Source organism: Ralstonia sp. ASV6, assembly GCF_016429285.1.
In the GTDB taxonomy this organism is placed as follows: Bacteria; Pseudomonadota; Gammaproteobacteria; order Burkholderiales; family Burkholderiaceae; genus Ralstonia; species Ralstonia flaminis.
In genome coordinates this window covers 1-22,023 of the sequence record NZ_JAELUI010000017.1, presented here as the reverse complement: position 1 = coordinate 22,023, position 22,023 = coordinate 1, and the positions used below count along the sequence as shown (strand labels likewise).

Annotated in this window: 22 protein-coding genes; 9 read left to right on the top strand and 13 right to left on the bottom strand. The window is 65.4% G+C overall.

Annotated elements, in window-relative coordinates; translation table 11 throughout:
* Positions 1-57: 57 nt before the first annotated feature.
* Positions 58-330: a hypothetical protein gene (locus tag JHD73_RS04915; RefSeq protein WP_199028370.1), complete on the top strand. Its 273-nt coding sequence runs from the start codon at positions 58-60 to the stop codon at positions 328-330.
* A 37-nt stretch (positions 331-367) separates the two neighbouring features.
* On the opposite strand, the gene JHD73_RS04910 is transcribed toward JHD73_RS04915, so the two are convergent.
* From JHD73_RS04910 to JHD73_RS04890, 5 genes are all read right to left on the bottom strand, one after another.
* Positions 368-1,696, bottom strand: a complete 1,329-nt coding sequence (locus JHD73_RS04910) for a HipA N-terminal domain-containing protein (protein ID WP_199028368.1) — start codon at positions 1,694-1,696, stop codon at positions 368-370.
* Between the two features lie 362 nt (positions 1,697-2,058).
* A complete protein-coding gene (locus JHD73_RS04905; RefSeq protein WP_199028366.1) occupies positions 2,059-2,583 on the bottom strand; it encodes a cytochrome b in 525 nt (174 codons plus the stop codon).
* Between the two features lie 104 nt (positions 2,584-2,687).
* Complete coding sequence (locus JHD73_RS04900; protein WP_199028364.1) at positions 2,688-3,605, bottom strand: DMT family transporter; 918 nt, start codon at positions 3,603-3,605, stop codon at positions 2,688-2,690.
* Positions 3,606-3,680: 75 nt separating this feature from the next.
* Entirely contained in the window at positions 3,681-4,229 is a 549-nt protein-coding gene (locus JHD73_RS04895; RefSeq protein WP_199028362.1) for a methylated-DNA--[protein]-cysteine S-methyltransferase, read from the bottom strand.
* A gap of 5 nt (positions 4,230-4,234) precedes the next feature.
* Complete coding sequence (locus JHD73_RS04890; RefSeq protein WP_199028360.1) at positions 4,235-5,734, bottom strand: DNA-3-methyladenine glycosylase 2 family protein; 1,500 nt, start codon at positions 5,732-5,734, stop codon at positions 4,235-4,237.
* Between the two features lie 137 nt (positions 5,735-5,871).
* Here JHD73_RS04890 and JHD73_RS04885 point away from each other — a divergent pair, with 137 nt between their 5' ends.
* Together JHD73_RS04885 and JHD73_RS04880 are read left to right on the top strand one after the other, a co-directional pair.
* Positions 5,872-6,618, top strand: a complete 747-nt coding sequence (locus JHD73_RS04885) for an SDR family oxidoreductase (RefSeq protein WP_199028358.1) — start codon at positions 5,872-5,874, stop codon at positions 6,616-6,618.
* A gap of 197 nt (positions 6,619-6,815) precedes the next feature.
* Positions 6,816-8,933: a hypothetical protein gene (locus JHD73_RS04880; protein WP_199028356.1), complete on the top strand. Its 2,118-nt coding sequence runs from the start codon at positions 6,816-6,818 to the stop codon at positions 8,931-8,933.
* A gap of 134 nt (positions 8,934-9,067) precedes the next feature.
* Here JHD73_RS04880 and JHD73_RS04875 read toward each other — a convergent pair whose 3' ends face one another.
* The gene (locus JHD73_RS04875; RefSeq protein ID WP_199028354.1) at positions 9,068-9,955 is read right to left on the bottom strand and encodes a neutral zinc metallopeptidase; all 888 of its coding nucleotides are present in this window, start codon (positions 9,953-9,955) and stop codon (positions 9,068-9,070) included.
* 312 nt (positions 9,956-10,267) lie between these two features.
* On the opposite strand from JHD73_RS04875, the gene JHD73_RS04870 reads away from it, so the two are divergent.
* A complete protein-coding gene (locus JHD73_RS04870) occupies positions 10,268-10,834 on the top strand; it encodes a hypothetical protein (protein WP_199028352.1) in 567 nt (188 codons plus the stop codon).
* A 21-nt stretch (positions 10,835-10,855) separates the two neighbouring features.
* Here JHD73_RS04870 and dapA read toward each other — a convergent pair whose 3' ends face one another.
* The 4 genes from dapA to JHD73_RS04850 all read right to left on the bottom strand — a co-directional run bounded on the left by dapA (position 10,856) and on the right by JHD73_RS04850 (position 15,283).
* Complete coding sequence (gene dapA / locus JHD73_RS04865) at positions 10,856-11,752, bottom strand: 4-hydroxy-tetrahydrodipicolinate synthase (protein WP_199028350.1); 897 nt, start codon at positions 11,750-11,752, stop codon at positions 10,856-10,858.
* 8 nt (positions 11,753-11,760) lie between these two features.
* Positions 11,761-12,111, bottom strand: coding sequence for a hypothetical protein (locus JHD73_RS04860; RefSeq protein ID WP_199028348.1), 351 nt, complete (start codon positions 12,109-12,111; stop codon positions 11,761-11,763).
* 126 nt (positions 12,112-12,237) lie between these two features.
* Positions 12,238-13,554, bottom strand: coding sequence for an MFS transporter (locus tag JHD73_RS04855; RefSeq protein WP_199028346.1), 1,317 nt, complete (start codon positions 13,552-13,554; stop codon positions 12,238-12,240).
* Positions 13,555-13,654: 100 nt separating this feature from the next.
* A complete protein-coding gene (locus tag JHD73_RS04850; protein WP_199028345.1) occupies positions 13,655-15,283 on the bottom strand; it encodes a gamma-glutamyltransferase family protein in 1,629 nt (542 codons plus the stop codon).
* 121 nt (positions 15,284-15,404) lie between these two features.
* Here JHD73_RS04850 and JHD73_RS04845 point away from each other — a divergent pair, with 121 nt between their 5' ends.
* Both JHD73_RS04845 and JHD73_RS04840 read left to right on the top strand, forming a co-directional pair.
* Complete coding sequence (locus JHD73_RS04845) at positions 15,405-16,295, top strand: LysR family transcriptional regulator (RefSeq protein WP_199028343.1); 891 nt, start codon at positions 15,405-15,407, stop codon at positions 16,293-16,295.
* 28 nt (positions 16,296-16,323) lie between these two features.
* The gene (locus tag JHD73_RS04840; RefSeq protein WP_199028341.1) at positions 16,324-16,734 is read left to right on the top strand and encodes a DoxX family protein; all 411 of its coding nucleotides are present in this window, start codon (positions 16,324-16,326) and stop codon (positions 16,732-16,734) included.
* Positions 16,735-16,744: 10 nt separating this feature from the next.
* Here JHD73_RS04840 and JHD73_RS04835 read toward each other — a convergent pair whose 3' ends face one another.
* Positions 16,745-18,301: an MFS transporter gene (locus JHD73_RS04835; protein ID WP_199028339.1), complete on the bottom strand. Its 1,557-nt coding sequence runs from the start codon at positions 18,299-18,301 to the stop codon at positions 16,745-16,747.
* 73 nt (positions 18,302-18,374) lie between these two features.
* On the opposite strand from JHD73_RS04835, the gene JHD73_RS04830 reads away from it, so the two are divergent.
* From JHD73_RS04830 to JHD73_RS04820, 3 genes are all read left to right on the top strand, one after another.
* A complete protein-coding gene (locus tag JHD73_RS04830; RefSeq protein WP_199028427.1) occupies positions 18,375-19,277 on the top strand; it encodes a LysR family transcriptional regulator in 903 nt (300 codons plus the stop codon).
* 64 nt (positions 19,278-19,341) lie between these two features.
* Positions 19,342-20,310: a LysR family transcriptional regulator gene (locus JHD73_RS04825; protein WP_199028337.1), complete on the top strand. Its 969-nt coding sequence runs from the start codon at positions 19,342-19,344 to the stop codon at positions 20,308-20,310.
* 57 nt (positions 20,311-20,367) lie between these two features.
* A complete protein-coding gene (locus JHD73_RS04820) occupies positions 20,368-20,826 on the top strand; it encodes an MliC family protein (RefSeq protein ID WP_199028335.1) in 459 nt (152 codons plus the stop codon).
* Between the two features lie 9 nt (positions 20,827-20,835).
* Here JHD73_RS04820 and JHD73_RS04815 read toward each other — a convergent pair whose 3' ends face one another.
* A complete protein-coding gene (locus tag JHD73_RS04815; RefSeq protein WP_199028333.1) occupies positions 20,836-21,807 on the bottom strand; it encodes an MBL fold metallo-hydrolase in 972 nt (323 codons plus the stop codon).
* A 38-nt stretch (positions 21,808-21,845) separates the two neighbouring features.
* The coding region (locus tag JHD73_RS04810; RefSeq protein ID WP_199028330.1) for a DUF192 domain-containing protein at positions 21,846-22,023 on the bottom strand (178 nt) is incomplete at its 5' end.

Below are 22,023 nucleotides of genomic sequence, written 5' to 3'. Positions count from 1 at the left end.
TCGATAGGCGTTTTCCTAGACTGGGTTGGGTGTGCCGTTCCAGAGATCGAAACGCGGATGAATCCGACGTCCTGTCTACAGCTTGCGTTTCGCGACGCCCCGCCCGGTGAAACGGCGATTCGTGCGGCATTGGAAGCCGCGCAGCGGGTGCTTGAGCGCAGCGGCGTGTCGCCGCGCGACGCCTACGAAGCCTATCAAGCCTTTGCCACCGGGGCTGGCAGCCCCGATGTGCTGGCGCTGACCTTTGCCCGCGCTGAAGCCGAGGCGATGGACACGCTGGCCGCACACGGCTACGCCCGTTACGGCACGATCAGCCTTGCCGTTCTATAGCCCGTTCGATCGCCTGTTGGCCGATTTCGGCCCCGCGTCAGATTTCAGCTGTTTTTCCACCCAGCCGCCGGGCCGTTTCCGATACGTGACGATGGATGCGTGCGAGGAAATCGATCTCTGCGGCGCGCGTGGGCGAATGCCCCAGTGCTTGCGACAAATGTGTCGCCACGAACGACGATTGTGGCGCCAGCATGCTGATCAGGCGCAGGAGTTCACGCCGGGCCTGGGCCGCGTCGTAGCCGAGGTGATCGGCCAGGGCCAGCAGGGCATCCTGATCGATGGCGTCGTAGCGGGCTTGCGCATCGGGGGTGCGTTCGCCGTCGAGCGACAGCGCATTGGCATCCCACTCGTTGGCGTAGACGGCGGCGCAGAACAGGTGATCGTGTGCGGCCAGGCGGACGCCATCCGGGCCGATATGAAAATGCAGCGTGCCGGCAGAGGCGTTGCGCCCGCCGATCAGCAGGCAGAACACCATCCAGCGGAACAGCGATGCCGTGGCGGCTGTCGGGTCGGCGCACATGCGTGCGCATTGCGCGACCTGCTCAACGGTGATCGGCAGGAAGCGATGCTCGGGTGAGAGCCCGAGCAACTGCACAGCGGACACGACATAGCGGGCTTGCACGAGCGCGGTGTCGTCGCTCTTGCAGCGCAGGGTGCGATCCAGGCGCTGCACGACGGCGGCGGTTTCCGGAAACTGCCGCAGGCCGAGGAAGGGCGTTTCCAGCCCGATGCTGCGGCCGAGCAGCGTGGCCCAGCAGTGGTTGATGGTGGCGTAGGGCAGGTTGCTGCCTTCGCCCAGATCCAATCGCACAAAATGGCTGGATTGCGCAGCGTTGGCTGGCGCGGCAAAGCGGCCCAGCCACATCGACACCGGCAAGCCATTGGAGGCCAGGAAGGGCAGGCTGATCTCGCTGGATTCCGGCGCGGCACTCACGCCGTAGTGCGCGCGCGGCTCGGCCACGCGCAGCGGTGTGGGCTGGCGTGGGCGCCCAACGCTTTGCTGGAACTGCAGGACCAGATCGCGCTCGGACAGGCCATCTGCTCGGCCGTTGCATGGCTTGAGGCCGGTGGGCACCAGCGATAGCGGGCCATCCAGATGCGGCGCAGCCTGTGCGAGATGCTCCAGCGCGGCCGCCGCGGCCTTCGGGGCAACGCGTGCCGACTCAGGCAGCAGATATTCAAAGAAGTGACGTACCGGCTGCGCCTTCGCCGTATCGGCAATGTTGCCTGCGGCGCGCGGCAGATGCGGGCTCAGGTCAAAACCCTGCGAGGAGGTCCGCCACCGCGAATCGTATTCGAACGCCCAACCGCTGCGGTCGCACGACAGTTGACCGATCAGATGCTTGTTCAGGTAGACGTCCAGCATGCGCGTATCCAACGTATTTGACTGGAGCGTGCGCGGTTGGCCGCGTAGCGGAGGATCCGCCAGCCACCGGGAATTGCCATGCGCAAATGCGATTGCGCGATTCCCTTGCACGCCCCTCTTCGACCGAGGCCCGAGCATAGCAAAGAAAATCTACGCAACAATCGGAAAAACCCGATTTCGGTGTTGCAGTTTTCTGAAATCGGATTATCGAATGGTTAAGATCGATTGCGCAAAATTAGATGTTTATGGCGTCTATCTCAGTTTTTAGAATTTTTAAGTTCTGGCTGTAGAACCTTTGCTGAGGCCATGGAAGAAGTTTCTATGACGACTGGATGGCAAGGTATTTATTGCAAAGCGAGGATTTATCGCATTCGTGTCAGCAATTTGTCGCGGTGCACGAATTGGTGCCAAAGCGCCCCCACAATGTGAAGGCCAACGATGAAATACACCGCATTGCCGACAAACTCATGTGCCGATTTAAGTGTCGACTTCAAATCGGGGTTTTCTGCCACAAATCGGGGTAGCGTCCACGTGAGGAAGGTGACGTCCTTGCCGGCGGCCTGCACGAACAGGATGCCGCTGATGGGCATGGCAAACATGATGGCGTACAGCACCCAGTGCACCAGTTTGGCGCTGGCGATCTGCCAGGCTGCGCCGATGTTTGCCGGCGCGGTGTAACGCCAGCGCGCCCAGACGCGTACGCAGGCGAAGAGCAGGATGCACTGTCCCAGCATCATGTGGATGGAGGTGAACAGTGCGCGACCGGCGGAGCCCTTGGGCAGCGTGCCCTTGTATTCGATGGCCGCCAGCGCACCCGCAAACAGCAGGAACATCAGCCAATGCAGGACGACGGAAGGGCGGGCGTAGCGCTCTGGGGAAGGGGGCATGGTGACGTCTTCTCTAGTGAGGAAACGTCACCCTAACGCACGCGCCGGTCAAACAGATTGATCTCGCCCGGCTGGGCGGGCGAGATTTCACAAAAAGAACATCATCAGCGGCCCGAACGCGAAAGCGAATCCTTCTCGTTGGCAGTACTCGCCTTTTTGCCCAGCGCCAGTACGCCAGTCGACAGCGACGTGCCAAGCAGGATCACCGCGCAGCCCAACACCATGTTGAGCGTGAGTTGTTCGCCAAGGAACAGGATGCCCCACAGCACGCCAAACACCGGGATCAGGAAGGTGACCGATACCGCGCGCATCGGCCCCACGTGGGCCACCAGGCGGAAGAACAGGATGTAGGCGATGCCTGTGCAGGCAATGCCCAAGGCAATCACGTGCAGCCACACGCTGCCGGTGGGCGTATGCGCGGGCCATAGCCACACCGCCAGTGGTGCCAGCACGATGGTTGCCGCCAATTGGCTGCCGGTGGCGACAGCCAGCGGGGGCACACCGGTCAGGAAGCGCTTGGTGTAGCTGCTGGCCACGCCATACAGCACCGTGGCTGAGAGCGCCGCTGCCACCGCCACGCCGCCCTGCGTAGCATCGATGGCGGACGACCCACCCACCAGCACGATCACGCCGACAAAGCCAATGGCCAGCCCCAGCACACGCAGCGACGAGATGCGCTCGCCCAGCCACGCAAACGCAACGATGGCTGCGAACAGCGGCGCTGCGGCGTTCAGTACCGACGTGAAGCCGGCCGTGAGCGTCAGCTCAGCATAGGCGAACAGGCAGAACGGAATGGCCGAGTTCAGTACCCCAACGGCCAGCAGATGCGGCCAGTGCGCACGCAGCGCACCCATGCCTCCGCGCCAGGTCAGCACTGGCACCAGGAAGCACGAGGCGATGGCCACGCGCAGCGCGATCAGCGCAACCGGTCCGAACTGCGGCGCAGCAACACGCATGAATAGGAAGGAGCCGCCCCAGAGGGCAGCAAGCGTCAGGAGTTCCAGCACATCGGAGCGGCGCATGGGGTTGTCTCGTTATCGTTGTCGGGTGAGTGAAATCGGGAGGGGGCGGACGCCATTGTCCGCGCTTCAATCGTTTTACGCTGATACCAGATCCAGCGTGCCCTGGCGGTTGTCGTCAAGCATCGGCAGCCGTTCACCCACCTGCGCGGGGTGGCCTTCGAGCCGCAGCAGCGCGGCCTTGCGCGGCAGGCCGCCGGCATACCCGGTGAGGGCGCCGTCGGCACCCACTACGCGGTGGCAGGGGATGGCGATCGAGATCGGGTTGCGCCCCACCGCCGTGCCCACGGCACGTGCGTGCTCGCGCGTGAGGCCCAGGTGCGCTGTGATCTGGCCATAAGTGCTGCGCTGGCCGAAGCCAATCTCGCACAGCAGGCGCCAGACATCCTGCTGGAACGAGGTGCCCGTAGGTGCCATCGGCAGATCGAAGACGTGCAGCTTGCCGGCAAAGTACGCCTCGAACTGCGCCTGCGCTTCACGGATGATCGATAAGTCAGCGCCCGGTGCCATGCACGCGGCGTTCACGGGAATCGTCTTCTGGCCGGTGAAGAACGCGCCGGTCAGATGCGTGCCCGTGGCAGTCAACAGCAGATCGCCCAGTGGGCAGGGGAAGGTGTGGCGGTACATGGCGGTCAGCTCGTCACGGCAACGGGTGCGTCGGCTGGCTCAGGGTGGAGCGCATCGTCGCGGTGCCAGAGATGCATGGCGGCGTAAGCGCGCCACGGGGCCCACGGTTCGGCGCGCTCGATCATGGCGCGGCGCGTGGGTAAGGCGCCATCGCCGTTGGCCAGGCGCTTGCGCAGCACGTAGTCGCCCAGCGGAAACGCGTTGGGCCAGCCGAGCGCACGCATGGCGACGTACTGCGCGGTCCATTCGCCGATACCGGGCAACGCCTGCAGTGCGGCCAGCGTGGGGGCGAGCGGCACCAGCGGCTCCAGCCGCAACTGGCTGCTATCGATGGCGCGGGCAAGTTCAACCACCGCAGCGGCGCGGCTGGCCTGCAGGCCGGTTTCGACAGACAGCGCGTGCGGGTCGACCCGTGCCAGCGTGGCAGGGGATGGAAATGTCATCGAGAGACTCTCGCGCGGTTGCGCCAACGCGGTGCCATGCGCAGCCGTCATGCGTGCCAGGATGCGCCGCGCCTGCGCCAGTGAAATCACCTGCCCCGCGATGGCGCGCACCGCAATCTCGAAGCCGTCCACTGCACCGGGCACGCGCAGGCCCGGCATGTCGTCCGCCAGCGCGCCAAGATGCGCGTCCACCATGTCAGGCCGGCAATCCAGATCGAACAGGCGCCGTGCGCGGGCCAGCACGGGTGGCATGGCGTGCAGCAGGCTGGCCGACAGGGTGAGTGCGATGGCATGGCGTTGCGGCACGTTGCGCGCATGCAGCCAGCCGGTATGCCGTGCACCGGCATAGTCGACGGTGATCGTGCGTGCGTAGCTGTCGGCATCGGCCACCTCCACGCCATCGACCGCACGGGCGCGCAGGAAGTCGAGCAGTGCGTGCCACGCGAACGGTGGGCGGTAGCCGAGCATGAGCGTGGGGCCGTCATCCGTGGCCGCTGCAACGGCAGTGCGGGTGCGCAGGCGCGTTGGGGCAAAGCCGTAGTGTTCGGCAAACCCGCTGTTCAGGCGCCGCACGCTGCCAAAACCGGCGGCAAAGGCTACGTCGCCGACGGGCAGGGTCGTATCCGTCAGCAGTTGCTTGGCGAGCAGCAGGCGCTGCGTTTGCGCATATTCAATGGGGGAGACGTCGAACTCCGCGCGGAAGATGCGTCGCAGATGGCGATCCGTCACGCCCACGGCAGCCGCCAGTGCCGCCAAGTCGTGCTCTTGCAGGAAACCCTCGTCGATCATGCGGGCGGCCGCGCGCGCGAGATTGGACGACATCTCGCCCAGGCTGTGCCCTGGTGCCAGCTCCGGCCTGCAGCGCAGGCACGGGCGAAAGCCCGCGCGCTCGGCCGCGGCGGCTGCGATGAAGAAGCGGCAGTTCTTCTGCTGCGGTGTACGGACTGCACAGATCGGCCGGCAATATACGCCGGTGGAAGTCACGCCCACGAAGAACCAACCGTCAAAGCGCCGGTCGCGCGATTGCACGGCGTGGTAGCAGGCGTCGTGGTCGAGATGCATGGTGGTGGTCGGGGAGTTTGGAGCCTAGTCTAGCCCTGTCGGGTCGCATGTGTTCGCCGGATTCGGACAACTCCCTCTGTGCCTGAAAACCGATCCCCCGGCACAATGCGAACACAACAACACATCGGGAGACAAGCATGTCCAAGACCATCGTCATCACCGGCGGGGGCCGGGGTATCGGCCGCGCCACGGCAGTGTTGTGTGCGCAGTGCGGTTGGTCTGTTGCGCTGCAGTACCGCGGCAATCGCGCCGCAGCCGAGGAGACGGTCGGCCTGATCGAACAGGCCGGCGGACACGCGCTGGCGGTGCAGGGCGATGTATCGAGCGATGAGGATGTGATCGCCTTGTTCGAGGCCGCCGCCGGGCGCTTCGGGCCGCTACACGGTGTGGTCAACAACGCCGGCATCGTGGCCGAGGCGCAGGACGTGGCCGACATGACCACGCACCGCTTGCGCACGATGTTCGAGACCAATGTGCTGGGCGCCTTTCTGGTGGCGCGTGAGGCGGCGCGGCGGTTATCGACGTCGCGCGGTGGCGTAGGCGGTGCGGTGGTGAATGTGTCGTCTGCGGCGTCGCGGCTGGGCTCGCCACACGAGTATGTAGACTACGCGGCGTCCAAGGGCGCGGTCGATACCATGACGCTGGGCCTGGCGCGCGAGCTGGCCCGCGACGGCGTGCGCGTGAACGCTGTACGCCCCGGCCTGATCGAGACCGACATCCACGCTTCGGGCGGACAGCCTGACCGCGCACAGCGGCTGGGCTCCGCCACCCCCATCGGCCGCCCGGGCAAGCCGGAAGAAGTGGCCGAGACCATCGTCTGGCTGCTCTCCGACGCAGCGTCGTACGTGACTGGTGCGCTGCTGGATTGCTCTGGCGGGCGCTGATTCCCAGGCGAGGAATCCCCCCTCCGTTGTCCGTTTGCACCATCCCCAAAATTGGGGATGCGCTGCCCGGCTGGCGTTTCTACGATGACCGGCGTGTCGTTGTGGCTAGGACAGCCATCACGGCATCCGGCATGCGCCGTCAGAGCGCACCCGGCTGAATCCACGGGAAATCGGTAGAACCAACGCACGGGGGTCTCATGCAAACGAACAGCACCGGCCGCGGCCGGCATACGGGCACTGTTGTCTTGACAGCGGCAGCATTGGCAGTGGCGCTCCTGGTCGCTGGCTGTGGTGGATCGGACAGCAGTTCGACCAGCGCCGGCGGCGGCACCACCACACCTGCCTCGGCATCGTTGACCGGCACGGCCGCCACCGGCAGCGCGTTGCCCAACGCCAACGTGGCTGTGACTGACAGCGCCGGCAATTCGCCGTGCGTAGAAACCGCCATCACCACCACCGCGCTGGGCGCGTACACCTGCACGTTGAAGGCGGGCGAGACCGCACCGTTCTTCGTCGTGGTGACCGACCCGACGGGCAACACTGCACCGCTGGTGAGCGTGACCACCGTCACGCCGCCGGCTGGCTCGCCACTCACGCTCAACGCCACGCCGCTGACGACCGCCATCGTTGCGCAGCTCTCACCGGACGGCAATCCGCTGACGGTGGTCAACGCCAAGACAGTGGACGCGACGGCGCTCAAGACGGTGACGGCCAACGTGGTCGCACAGTTGGCGTCCGTGCTCAGCGCCATTGGCGCACCGGCCAACTATGACCCGTTCGGTACCAGCATCTCGGCCGCCACGGCGTCTTCCAGCGGCAATACCGCCGACCAGGTGCTTGATATCGTCAAGGTGTCGAAAGACCCGAGCAGCGGCCAGTTACAGCTGTCGACGGTGGGTAGCACCACACCCCCGGTGCCGCTGGCCACGGCCAGTGGCGGTGGTTCCACGCTCCCCGCACCGGCTGCCAATGTTTCGACCCTGACGCAGGGTGTGCAGGCCATGGCGAGCGCATTGACCACCTGCTTCGCGCAGCCCGTCGCGCAGCGTGCGGTGGCCACCGACACCACCGTGCCCGCCACTCAGGGTGGCGCCACCGTGACGTCGTTTGGTGCGGCCTGCCAGAACATCGTGTCGGACACCAGCAACGCGGGCGGCATCGCCTTCCTGCACAACGGCTACAACGGTGGACAGTGGCTCTACAGCCTGCTGACCAGCAGCACGATGACGGGCGCGCAGTTCAGCGTGCCAGAGATCATGTCGTTCTCTCCGGCAGCGTCCAACGCATCCGGGCTGGATGAAGCGACCGTGAACATCAAGTACCTGGACGCCAACGGCAACCCGGGCAACCTGATCACGACGGCACGCTTCATCACGGCGGGGGCATCGAGCGCGCATGCGTCGAATTGGTGGCTGGTGGGCAATCAGCAGCCGGTAGACATCACGGCCAAGACGGTCATCCGGCGCATCGAGCAGTTCAACCCAAGCTCCGGAAACTTCAGTCATTTCCGCAACGGGGTCCAGTTCCTGATCAATGCGGCCGGTCCTGGCACCGTCATCAACGGCAAGGGCAATCTGAGCTATGCGATCGTGACGGGTCCAGGGTTGCCGCAGGCGGGGCTGGTTTTCATTCCGCCGGTGGTGAGCGGCCAGGTCTACATGGACCTGGCCAACAAGACAGGAGCGATTCCCGCCACCTACCAGTGCGGGAATACATCCACCACCAAAACGCCAACCTACAACTGCCCGAACTTCTGGATCTCCAAGACCACTGGGATCAGCGGTTCAGCGGCCTCTCAACTGGTGAGCGCCAACCCCAGTGGCGTCACCTGGGCGCAGTCTGCAGACAACCTCGACCCAACCGCCGTTACCAAAGGGGTGAAGTACACGATCGCACTGTTCTACGGCTCGAATACAAATGTGGCGAGCCCGGATCTGAGCATCCGGAAGACGCTTCTGACGGACCTCGTCGCGGCAACGCAGGGCGTCAATCTGCCGTGGAATACGCCCGGGAACCAGTCGCTGGCAGCGCTTGATCCGACCAACAGCAGTCTGAGCGGCGCCCTGACGTCGTTGACGGTGGATTGGGTGCAGAACGTTTCGGCTCAACAAATCGGCGGCGTTGCGGTCACCATTGATTCTGCCGGCACATACAGCGCACAGACAGCAGTGCCCAAGGGGGCCACGTCGGCGGTCATCAGTCTGCCGAGTGGACAGCAAGTTCCCGCGCTGACGACCAGCACCTCACGTTCGCTGAACTTCAGCTATCGCATGCTGGACAACAGCGCCAAGAGCACGATCTACACGTACAACTAAAGGGGGAAGAAGCGGGCGCCACACCAGAACGGTGTTGCGCATCGATCAAGCTCTGTACAGCAACGGATAAGTCGGCCGTTGTACAGATCGTGGGCGTGCCTGTTGCGGGCACGCCCTTTTTTCATGTGCGCCGATCAGGCGTCTGCCCCGGCCTTGAACGTATCGCACTGGCGGATATCGCCGCCATCAAAGCCCTGGCGGAACCAGTGCATGCGCTGTTCCGACGTGCCGTGCGTAAAGGCATCGGGCGTGACGCTGCGGCCGGCGTTGCGCTGCAGGGTGTCGTCGCCGATGGCGTGGGCCGCGGTGAGCGCCTGTTCCAGGTCACCGCGCTCCAGCAGGCCACGCTTCTGTGCGTAGTGCCCCCATACGCCGGCCAGGCAATCGGCCTGCAGCTCCAGCTTGACCGACAGCGCATTGGCCACGCGCTCCGACTTGCCTGCCTGCGCACGGCTGACCTTTTCCGACACGCCCAGCAGGTTCTGCACGTGGTGGCCCACCTCGTGCGCGACGACATAGGCCGCCGCAAAATCGCCCGGCGCACCAAATTTGCGGCGCAGCTCATCGAAGAAGCCGAGATCCAGGTAGACCTTGGTATCGGCCGGGCAGTAGAACGGGCCGACGGCGGAGGTGGCGTCGCCGCAACCCGAGCGGATGCCCTGGCGGAACAGCACGAGCTTGGGCGGCTGGTAAGCACGGCCGGCCTGCTTGAACAGTTGCGACCAGGTGTCTTCGGTATCACCCAGCACGTGCGAGACCAACTGCTTGCTGCGGTCGTTGTCGGTCTCGCCGGTGGGGCGGGCGGGTGCGTGCTGCGTGCTCTGCGTGGTGGGCGCGTTTTGCGACACCTGCATCACCATGCCCAGGATTTCCAGCGGGTTCTTGCCCATCAGCAGGCCAACCACCGCCACGATGGCGATACCGCCGATACCCAGCCGCATGCCGCCACCGCCAAATCCACCACCCGAGGATGCGCGTTCATCCTCAACGTTGTTGCTTTCGCGCATGTCATCCCAACGCACGTCTTTCTCCCATGATGTGCAGACTCGGGTGTCACACCCGGTAAACTTTGCAAAGTCTACCTGCCTTGCATGCACACGGGCACTCCGTCGGATGGCCAAATCGTCTGTTCCTGGGGCGAGCGCCAGCACTGGCAAGGGTTGGCGGGTGTTTGCCGCAACGCACAACACCCGGCAAGGAACTTGCTAACCAAGGCTGATCGCCGCAACGGAGCCACCCGGCAGCGCCATGCTGTCACGTGCGTGTCTGCGGCCATTCCCGAATAACGATCGGCAACGTGCGATGTTGCCGACCCACGATCTCGAGTTCTCGCCATGCGCTTGCCCGCTTCCGTTACCACCCAGCCACCCGAACCCGCGGATACACCGCAACTGGCTGCCACCTATGTCGACCCTGCAGAGGTGTCTGACGTGCCGCAAGCGCAGCTTGCGCGCAAGCCGTGGTGGACGCGTGCTTCCCGCGCCATCGTCAGCGGTGCATTTACCAATGTGGCGGCCGCGTTCATTGCCGTGACGGGCGCAATCTACGTGGGGATGGTGCACGCGCCGTGGGTGCGCGGTCTGGCTGGGCATACGTCCACCGCCGTGCAGGCCAGCGACGCGATGAGCGCGGCGATGGCGGCGACCCCGGCCAGCGCTGCAACCATGCAAGCTGGGCAGCCTGACCCGGTCGAGGCGGCACGCGACCGCATGGAGCAGCGTGTCTACTCGCAGGTGTCGCCTGCCGCTGCGCACACCGTAGCGGCGACGGAATCTGCCAACGACGTTGACAGTGACGGCCCCGTCGCGAGCACGCCGCGCCGCCACCATCGCGGCACGCGGCACGCCACGTACCGCAGGGCGGTCAGCGCTTGGAACGCGCACTGGTACAAGGGCGCGTAAGAGGCGGCTTGAACGCAGAGATCAGGCCAGTCGCAGTGCGCGGTCGGCCTCGACAGGCTCCAAAGCCTGCAAGGCTGCAACCAGACGGCGCCGTAACGATTCCGTGACCGGCAGGATCGGTGCGCGTGTCTGCTCGCCGATGTGCCCGGCTTCGGCCAGCAGCGCCTTGACCGGCGCCGGGTTGGGCTCCGCAAACAGCAGCGCAGCCAGCGGCGCGAGTGCGTGGGCCAGCCGCCTGGCCTCGTCGATGCGGCCTGCGCGGTGGTGTTCCACCAGCGCCACGAACAACTCGGGGCGGATATGCGCTCCGGCCAGAATGCCACCTGCGCCGCCGTGCGCGAGGCAGTCGAGCAGCGCGCTGTCATCCCCGCTCAGCACATCCAGTGGACCGCCTTGCAGCGCGCCAAAATTGTCGGCCACGCATTCTTTGATGGCGACGATGTTCGCCTGCTCGGCCAGTACCAGCGAGGTATGCGGTGCGATGGCCACGCCCGTGCGCTTGGGCACGTTGTAGAGCACCACCGCCCGCGACGTGCTGGCCGCTACCTGCGTGTAGTGCCAGCGCAAGCCCGCCTGCGACGGGCACACGTAGTACGGCGGTGGCACGAGGTAGCCTGCGCTGTTCCAGCGCTCGTAGTGGCGGATCTGCGCACAGACCTCACGCGTGTCGGCCGCACCCACGCCGATCAGGTAGGGTGTGCCGCCATCCTCGCTCTCGCCACACGCCTCTGCGATGGTCTCCAGCACGGTGTAACGCTCAATCTGTGAGAGCAGCGCGGCTTCCCCTGTGGTGCCCAGCGCGACGAAGCCAGCCACGCCTGCCGCTTGGTAGTGACGCACCAGACGGCGCAGTGCAGCCGTATCGACCTTGTCATCGTGAAAGGGCGTGACCAGCGGAATCCAGATACCTGAGAACATGACGTGCCTCAGTGCAGCAGGTGGGTATGCCCGCGTTTGAGCGGGGTGATGCGGCCGAGCGTAGCGCGTGGCAGGCCGCGCAGCAGCGCGCCCATGACGGCATCCACATCGGCTTGCACGAGTTCCAGGTCAACGCTGATGATGTGACGGCGCGCGTCATGCTGGACGATGTACAGGCCCAGCGTTTCGCCCAGCAGCGCATGCAGCTGACGGCGGACCGCATGTGGTGCATCGCTCGGTACCGTGACACGCAAGCACACGTACTGGCGTGCAGGTGTAGCCGCAGGTGTCGCGGCCACACGGGGCGCTGCTGCCGGCGAGGGCGGCAGCAGATGCGGAACGAGCGAAGACAGGAGCATGGATCGGCCCATGATGAAGGGCGACGGCTCGCGTCGCCATGTCGTTGAACATGGCGACACCGTATCGGTTCGCTCGTAAAAAGCGTGAAAAAGGGCAGCGGGGCGGTGTAAAGAATGAGTAAATGCTCAGGGAGCACGCCCCGCTTTGCGATGGCGCAGCGCGATGATCGTGAGCGAGATGCCGCTCACCACAGCTGCCGTCAGCACGTAGTAGCTCGGCGCCAGCGTATCGCCCGTCGTATGAATCAACCACGTGACGATGAATGGCGCGAACCCGCCAAACAGCGTCACGCCCAGGCTGTAGCCGAGCGAGAGCCCCGTTGAGCGCACGCGCGTGGGGAAGATCTCCGACATCAATGCGGGCATTGGCCCCGAGTACGCCGCCTTGAAGATGCCCGATACGGCCTGCAGCGCCAGCAGTGCGCCGATGGTCGGGTACGCACGCAGCAGCGCAAACATCGGATAGATCAGCAGGATCATCAGCACCGACGTGGTGAGCATGATGCGGATGCGGCCGATGCGATCCGACAGCGCGCCCATGACCGGCGACAGCAGGAACTGCAGCCCGCCGTTGAGCACCACCACGGCGAACGACTGCGCCGCCGGCAGATGCAGTTGCTTGACGGCATACGTCGGCATGTAGAGCTGCAGCACGTACACCGACACGGTGGACTGCGCCACCACGCCCACCGCCAGCAGCAGGTTGCTCCACTGCGCCTTGAACGATGCCTGCGGGTCGACCGTGGTCTTCTTCTGTTCGGCAACGAACTCGGGCGTCTCGTCGAGATGGCGGCGGATGTAGAAGCCGACCGGGCCGACCAGCAGGCCGAAGATGAACGGTAGGCGCCAGCCCCAGCCCTCCAGGTCCGCCGGTGTGAGCGATGCCGTGAGCAGTGCGCCCAGCCCAGCCGCAAGGATGGTCGCAATGCCCTGGCTGGCGAATTGCCAGCTTGCGTAGTAGCCGCGCCCGCGCGTGCTGTGCTCCACCATGAAGGCTGTCGCACTGCCGAACTCGCCACCCACCGCAAAGCCTTGCACCAGGCGCGCCAGCAGGATGGTGACCGGCGCAACGATGCCGATCTGCTGATAGCTCGGCATGACGGCAATCGCCAGCGTGCCGACGATCATCAACAGGATCGACAGCGTAAGCGCGGCCTTACGCCCCTTCCTGTCGGCATACATGCCGAGCACGATCGCGCCCACCGGCCGTGTGATGAACGACACGCCAAAGCTGCCCACCGCAAACAGCAGCGATACCCACTCGTCATCCGCCGGAAAGAACAGCTTGCCGATGATGGACGCGAAGAACCCGTAGACGAGAAAGTCGTACCACTCCAGCGCATTGCCGATCGACGACGAGATGACGATGCGGCGTGTGTGGGCCGCATCGGTTTTTACAGGACGAGCGGGCGCAGCAACGCCTGCCGCAGTGGGGGCGGTCATGATGAGGGTTCCTTTGGTGCCGGCCGGGTCGTGTTTTTATGGGAACTGCAACACGCTGCTTCGGCCCAGCCGACGAAGCAGCGCGCTCGTGTGGCGTTGTCTAGAAGCCCACAGCGTGCCCGTCGCGGCGGCTGTCGCTGGCAGCCACGTAGCCATGGTCAGCGTCGTCCGACAGGCGCCAGATGAACTGGCCCGAGCCGAAATCCATGTACGGGTCGGCCACCGATTTGAGCTTGTGCCCGCGGGCTTCCAGTGCGGCGACGGTGGTGGCATTCATGGTGGCCTCCACGTCGAGCGTGAAATCGCGGTTGACCTTCCAGCGTGGCGCATCGCACGCGGCCTGCGGCTGCTGCTTGTAGTCGAGCATGCGCACCAGCGTCTGCAGGTGGCCTTGTGGCTGCATGTCGCCGCCCATCACGCCAAAGCTCATCTGCGGCTTGCCGTCTTTGGTGAGGAAGGCTGGGATGATGGTGTGGAACGGCCGCTTGCCGCCTTCCACCACGTTGGCCGAGCGCGCATCCATCGAGAAGCCAAAGCCGCGGTTCTGCAGGCTGATGCCGGTGCCCGGCACCACCACGCCTGAGCCGAAGCCCATGTAGTTGGACTGGATGAACGAGACCATCATGCCGCTCTCATCGGCGGCCGTCAGGTACACCGTGCCGCCGGCGCGCGGCATGCCGAAGGTCGGCACCTGCGCACGGCCCATGTCGATCAGCTTGGCGCGCGCATCGAGGTACGCATCGTCGAGCATCTGCTCGGGCGTGACTTCCATCGAGCGCGGATCGGCCACGTACTTGTAGAGATCGGCAAACGCCAGCTTCATCGTCTCGATCTGCAGATGCTGCGAGTCGGCGGAGTCGACGGGCAGGGCGCCCAGATCAAAGCGGTCGAGAATGCCCAGCGCGATGAGCGCGGCGATACCCTGGCCGTTGGGCGGGATCTCGTGCAGGTCGTAGCCGCGGTAGCGCTTGGTGATCGGCTTGACCCACTCGGGCTGGTAGTCGCGCAGGTCTTGCGCGGTCATGGCGCCGCCGCATTCGTGCGCATACGCGGCAATGCGCTCGGCGAGTTCGCCTTCGTAGAAATCGCGGCCGTGGGTCTGGCCGATGCGGCGCAGAGTGGCGGCGGCATTGCCGAGGATGAACTTCTCGCCCACTTCCGGCGCGCGGCCGTGCGGCATGAAAGCCTGTGCGTAGCCCGGCTGGTTCTGCAGATCAGGAATGGCGGCCGCCCACTTGTGCGCGACGATGGGCGAGACGGTGTAGCCGCGCTCGGCAATCTCTGCGGCCGGTTCCAGCACGTCGGCAAACGGCAGCTTGCCAAAGCGCGAATGCAGGGCCGCCCAGGCCGAGATGGCGCCGGGCACCGTCACCGCATCCCAGCCGCGCGTCGGGCGCTTGGGCGTGCCGTTTGCGTCTTCGCCGTACTTGTTGCGGAAGTACTCCAGGTTCCACGCCTGCGGTGCCGTGCCGGAGGCATTCAGGCCGTGCAGTTCTTTACCGTCCCACAGGATGGCAAAGGCATCGCTGCCGAGGCCGCACGAAACGGGTTCCACCACGGTGAGCATGGCCGCCGCAGCAATCGCCGCATCCACCGCGCTGCCGCCCGCGAGCAGCATGCGTAATCCGGCCTGTGCAGCCAGCGGGTGCGAGGTGGAGACAACATTGCGCGCAAACAGCGGAATGCGCACGGTGGGGTAGGGGTTCTGCCAATCGAAGCGGTGGGCCATGGCTCAGGGATGGGGGCGGGTTCAGTGGATCGGATGATTATTTGCGGTGAACGAAATTTAATAAAGCTAAAATTCGTTGGATATTGCTTAAGAAAAACTTGAGAGTCGTCCACGCATTACCGTGAGCACCGTCCGCTTTCTCCGCACCTTTGTTGCCGTGGCGCGCCATGGCTCGTTTGCCGCCGCTGCAGAGCGCGTGGCGCTCACGCAGGCTGCCGTCAGCCTGCAGATGCGTGCGCTGGAGGCCGAGTTGCGCCGTGACCTGTTCGACCGCTCCGGGCGCACCGTCACGCTCAACGCGCATGGCCGCGCACTGCTGCCCCAGGCCGAGCACCTGCTGTCGTTGTACGACGCCATGCGCATCGGCGATGAACCGCAGACCGAGTTGGCCGGCGCGGTGGCGATTGGCGCGGTGGTGTCGGTGATGGGCTCGCTGGCACACGCCGTGGCTGGGCTCAAGCAGGCGCACAAGGGGCTCGATGTGAGGCTGATCACGGGCAAATCCGGCGAGCTTGCCGAGCAGGTGGAGGCAGGTGAGCTGGATGGCGCGCTGGTGGTCGAGCACTTGGAGCGCCTGCCCGCCAACCTGGCTTGGCACCCGCTCTATACCGAGCCGCTGGTCGTGGTGGCGGGGCGTCAGACGCGCGGCCGTGCAGAAGAGGTCTTGCGCACGCATCCGTTCCTGCGCTTTGACCGCGCGGTACGCACGGGCGCACTCATTGACCGCGCCCTGCGCAAGACGCACATGGGCGTCAACGAATTCATTGAGGTCAACTCGATCGAGGCGATTGTCGAACTGGTGCGCCAGCAGGTGGGCGTGACGCTGGTGCCGCGCCTGCGCCGCGCGAGCTGGGAGAGTGACCCGGCCTTGCGCGTGCTACCCATGCCACCGCAAACGCCTGTGCGCACGGTCGGCATGATCGAGCGACGCGAGCACGTGCGGCACGGTGTGATTCAGGCGGTACTCGATGCGCTCGAAACCACACTTGGGGCTACAGCGCCTAAACTTTAGGCATCATCAACAGGCCCCGGAGGCCGACATGAACGCGTTTGTCGAACGTTGGCGCGACGAGTTGATCCTGCTCGGTCGCGTGCTGATGATGCTGCTGTTCCTGATTTCCGGCTGGGGCAAACTGACTGGTTTCCAGGGCACCGTCGGGTACATGGGGACGGTGGGCGCACCGATGCCGATGCTCGCCGCCGCCGTCGCGGTCATCATGGAGTTCGGTGTGGGGATCGCGCTGCTGATCGGCTTCTGGGTGCGGCCGCTGGCCTTGCTGATGGCGCTGTTCGTGCTGGGCACCGCGCTCATCGCGCACACCTTCTGGAATGTGGACGGCGCCATGCAGACTGCCAATATGGTGCAGTTCTACAAGAACCTCAGCATCATGGGCGGCCTGTTCCTGCTGGCTGTGACGGGGCCGGGGAAGTACGCGGTGCAGAAATCCTAGGGCAACGTTTTTAGCGCAGCGACCGCTGCACCAGCACCACCACCGCCAACACGCCGCACGCGACCGCAAACCAACTGAACAGCTGCGTACCCGCCAGCAGCGTCGCCTGGCGGTCGATTTCGGCCGACAGGCTGGCCAACCGCTGCGGCGTGAGCGGGTTGGCTGCCTGCAGGTCCGACGTGAAGCGCGTGACATGCGCGACGATCAGCGAGCGTGATTCCGCCTGCTGGGTCTGCAGCGACACCACGGCCAGCCCCGTGCCCACCGCGGTGGCGAACTGGCGCGCGATGTTCTTCATCTGATAGCCGTGCGCGAAGTCTTCGCGGTCCAGATCGAGGTAGGTCATCATCGCGATCTGGATCATCACCGTCCCCGGCGTCATCCCTTCCAGAAACGACACGGGGAAGAACGCGTAGTCCGGCGCACCGGGCATCAGGCTCGTCGCCAGCAGCAATGCCGCCGCCGCATAGATGGCAAAGCCGATGGCGATAAAGCGGCGCTTGCGGAAGAAGAACGGCAGCCAGATCGTCATGACAACGGCCACCACGGTCGACACCGCGCCGCTGATCATCAGGAACAGCGTGGTGGTGCGGAACGTGAAGCCCAGCCCGCCTTGCGACACCGCCGGAAACAGGTACGACCAATACCCGCTCATCAGGTAGTACACGCCGTAGAAGCCGATGCCCCACAGGTAGCGGCGGCCGCTCAGGCGCGAGAGATCGAGCCACGGGTCCCGGTGCGTGCGCAGGCGGTGGATGGCCAGCAGCAGCGCAGCGGCGCCACCCAGCAGCAAGAGCGGAATCACGGGCGATGCGGTCAGCCGGTTATAGCGCAGCTCCGACAAGCCCATCAGTAACGACAACGCACCGATGGCGATGGCACCCACGCCAATCCAGTCCCATTCGCCATCTGCCGGCGGGGCTTCGTGCGGGCGGCGCGCGGCACGTGTGCGCGGCTGATGGCGTTCCGGTGGCAGGAAGAACATCGCAATCCACGCGATCACGGCCAGCACCAGTTCCAGCCAGAAGATCACGCGCCATTCGCTGTATTCCAGTACCTCGGCGCAGATCCACGGCGCGATGGTCGTCAGCCCGAACAGGCCGACGCTGAACATCAGCATGGGCGGGATGCGCTCGTCGGGCTCGGTGGTGAGCTGTACCAGAATGCGCGAGGCCGAGAACAGCCCGCCCGCGCCCAGGCCCTGGATGGTCCGGCCGATGACGAGTTCGCCAATATTGTTGGAGGTTGCGCAGACCACGCAGCCGATGCCGAACAGCACAATGCCCGCCAGCGCGAACATCCGGTAGCCCACGTGCGCGGCAATGCGGCCGATGGCCAAGTTGGCCACCACGGCTGCCACGGCATAGGCGGTGACGGCGTACAGATACGCATCCGGGCTGGCATGCACGCCGCCCTGGATATGCTGGCCCGCCACGGCCATCATCTGAGAAGAGACGAAATCGAGGCCCGTGGCCAGGCCCACCGCCAGGCCAAAAGCGTGGATGCGAGCCGAAGAAAAATGGGGAAACGCCCGCAGAGAGGCGGGCGGAAGGATTTGCAGCGACATGTGCCCGAGCATAAACTTGCCCGCCAGCCGGATAAACGGCCAACTCTAGGAACACTGTCCAGTCATGCGAACAATGGAGTGGAACGACTGGGAAACCTTCTGCCGCGTGGTGGAGGCCGGCAGCTTTACCGCCGCCGCCGAGGCATTGGGCATTCCCAAATCGACCGCCAGCGCCGCCGTATCCCGGCTGGAGGCCGCGCTCGGTGTGCGGCTCATGACCCGCACCACGCGCCAGCTGCGCCTGACCGAGGCCGGCTCGCATTTCTACGATGACATCGCGCCACTGTTCGAGCGCCTGCGTGAAGTCCACGCCGACACCACTGCCGCCAGCGAGACCGTGGCCGGCACGCTGCGCATCGCCGCGCCGTACGAGGTGGGCGCGCAGCATCTGACCGAGCCGGTGTGCCGCACGCTGGAGAAGTATCCGCACCTCCAGATTCAGGTGCACATCTCGTGGGAGCAGCCGGATCTGCTGGCCAGCGGTTACGACATCGTCTTTGTGATGGTCGATCAGGTGTTGCCGGATTCGTCCTTGGTGGCGCGGCGTGTGGTGCTGATTCCGCGCGGTTTGTACGCATCGCCGACCCTGCTGGCGGAACGCCCGCCGCTCAAGACGCCTGCCGATCTGGCGGGCTGGCCGTGTCTGTCCGGCCCCGACGATGCAAGCTGGGCCTTCCGCCCCGTCGGCGAACCCACGGCCGAGCCCATTGAAATTCCCATCCAGCCGCGCCTGCAGACCTTGAATGCCGAGATGCGTGCCCGCGCCGCCGTGCGTGGCCTGGGCGTGGCGCGCATGGCGCGCTCCGTGGGTGATACGGAAGTCGCCGCCGGCCGCCTGGTGCGCGTGCTGCCCGATTTCGAACTGACCGCGCTGCGCGTCTACGCGCTGATGCCGGCCCGTAAGCTGGTGCCGCGCAAGGTGCGCGTGTTCCTGGATGCGCTGGAGGCAGAGGGCGCGCCGGCCATGCCTGCCTAGCCGGAGACCGGCGCCGGATGTCACAATCGGCGCTTTCAGACTCGGATTGTGAGGATCGGCGGCCATGCGTTTGCGCCAGATCGAAGTCTTTCGCGCGGTGATGCTGGTCGGCACGGTCAGCGAAGCGGCGCGCATGCTGAACGTGTCACAGCCGGTGGTGACGCGTGTGCTGCAGCATACCGAGCTGCAGCTCGGCTTTCGCCTGTTCGATCGCACCAAGGGCCGCTTGCAGCCCACCGCGGAGGCGTTTGAACTGTTCTCCGAGGTCGAGCGCCTGTATCAGGAGGTCGAGCGCGTACGGCGCGTGTCGGCCAACCTGCGGCACAAGGGGGCAGGGCGCCTGCGCGTGGCAGCCACGCCCAGCCTGGCACCGAGCATCCTCGCGCCCGCCGTGCGGCGTTTCTCGCAGCGGCATCCCGATACGCTGGTGCGCGTGTTCACACATCACACGGCCGAGATCGTGCAGGGCCTGCTCTCCCAAGACATCGATGTGGGCTTCGCCTTTGCGCCACCCGTGCATCCCGCCATCAGCACCAGGCCCGTTGCGCAGGGCCGCATCCTGCTGGCCGCGCCGCGCGCCTGGGTGGGGGGCAAGACGGATGGGCGCGCGCTGCACAAGCTGGTCGCGGAGAAGCCGTTCATCGGGCTGGAAGATCAGATCTCGCTCGGCTCGCTGGTCGGGCAGACGCTGGCGCGCGGCGGGCTGGCACCGCAATCGACGCTGGAGGTGCAGACGTATTCGCTGGCGCGCTCGCTGGTGGAGGAGTCATTGGGCGTGACGATGCTCGATCAGTTTACGGCTGCGACTGGCAGCATGGACCGCATCGCGCTCTTCGCGCTGGAGCCGGCGCAGACGTTTGAGGTGCGCGCCATGCGTGCCGAGCACCATGCACCGTCTTCGCTGGCGGATAGCCTGGTGCAATGCTTTGCCGAAGCCGCCCGTGCGTTGTCTGACGAACTACCGCAACGCCTGGAGCCGACGCCGTTCGTCCTCAAGACCGGTGCAAACGTGGACGCTGCCGCAGCCGACTAACTTTTTTGGTGCACGCGCGTCTAACGGGTTCTGTTGACCTTGCAAGGAGACTGATCGATGCGACGTTCTGCAACTGCTTTGATCTTTGGCGTGGCGTTGTCTACGGGTGTTTTCAGCGGCGTGGCCGTGGCGCAGCAATCGCCGGTGCCCGGCATGTCGTCTGATGATCTGAACACCGCGCTCGACTTCGCCAAGGCCGGCCTGAACAAGGCCATCGACCAGGCACGTGCCTACACGGCATTGCCGATCAAGGACCCGCGCGATGTGCGCTACACCTGCGAGGGTGGCAAGACGCTGACCGTGAAATACATGACAGTGGGGGAGTCGCCGCTGGCGTCCATGGTGCTCGACGGCAAGACGCTCGTCTTTGCCAATGTGATTGCGGCCTCAGGTGCGCGCTACGCGTCGGGCCAGTACGTCTGGTGGACGAAGGGCCCCACCGGCTTCCTGACCGATGAGACCCTGCCCGGCAATCGCAACATGCTCTACCGCGACTGCAGCGAGACAACGCGGTAATCAGCCGCGTCAGACTTCCAGCAAGTCACGCCCGACGATGATCTCGCCCTTGAAGTGCGGGCGCACCGCATCCAGCCAGACGGAATCTTCCAGGAACGGATAGCCGCCCGGCACGAAGTGCGACAGCACCAGCGTCTTCACCTTGGCCTCGGTGGCGATGCGGCCGACGTCTTCGGTGGAGGTGTGGCTGGCCAGCAAGTGCTCGCGCAGCGTCTTGGCGTTGGGCTCGGTGGAGAGCAGCTTGTCGAGTGAGGGCAGGTGCATGACCTCGTGCACGAGCACGTCAGCGCCGTAGGCCAGGCGCACGAGGTTTTCGCTCGGCGCCGTATCGCCCGAGATGACGATGGAGCGGTCCGCCGTATCAAAGCGGAACGCAAATGCCGGCGATACCGGCGGGTGCTTGACCAGTGCGCTCGTCACTTTCACGTTGGCGTCTTGCATCACCAGCCCACCTTCGGTCAGTTCGTGCGGGTGGATCATCGGCGCCAGCGGCGGGCGGCCTTCGTCGGCGATGCGGGTGCGGATGTCGTAGTCGTACAGTTCAAGGAACTTGGTCGTCATCGCGGCCAGCGGGGGCGGGCCCCAGGCGTCGACGGGGCCGGTCAGGTCGGTGGCCCAGGCGAGCAGCATCAGCGTGCCGTAGTCGGCGTTGTGGTCAGAGTGCTGGTGCGTGATGAAGACGTGGCGGATGTCCTTGAGCTTGAGCCCGGCACTCACGTACTGGCGCCCCACGCCGTTGCCGCAATCGACCACGTACGACACGCCGTTGATGACGATCACCTGCGCCGGCGCCGAGCGGTTCTTCTTGGGCGTTGGCCCGCCGCCGGTGCCCAGCAGGATCAGCCGCGTACCCTTGGGTTGGTCGAACGCGTTGGCGGCGGAGGCTGCGAGCGGCCAGCCTGCAGACGCTGCACCGGCGCCCACGGCCAGCGCGCCGGCTTGCCGCATCCAGCGGCGACGGTTGTTGTCGAAAGCGTGCATGCGGCGGTCTCCTCTCTGTTGTTGTAGGTACTTGCGCTTTAGCGGGGCAGCCCACCCACCTTCATGCCGGGCTTGATCCCCTTGCGTGCGAACCAGCCCTTGTTCATTTCCAGCGCATAAACGCCGGCCTTGGTCGGGCAGTGGTTGTCTTCCGTCTGCGGTTTCATCTCGGCAATGTCGGAGATGGTGCCGTCGTCGGTGATGAAGGCGATCGAC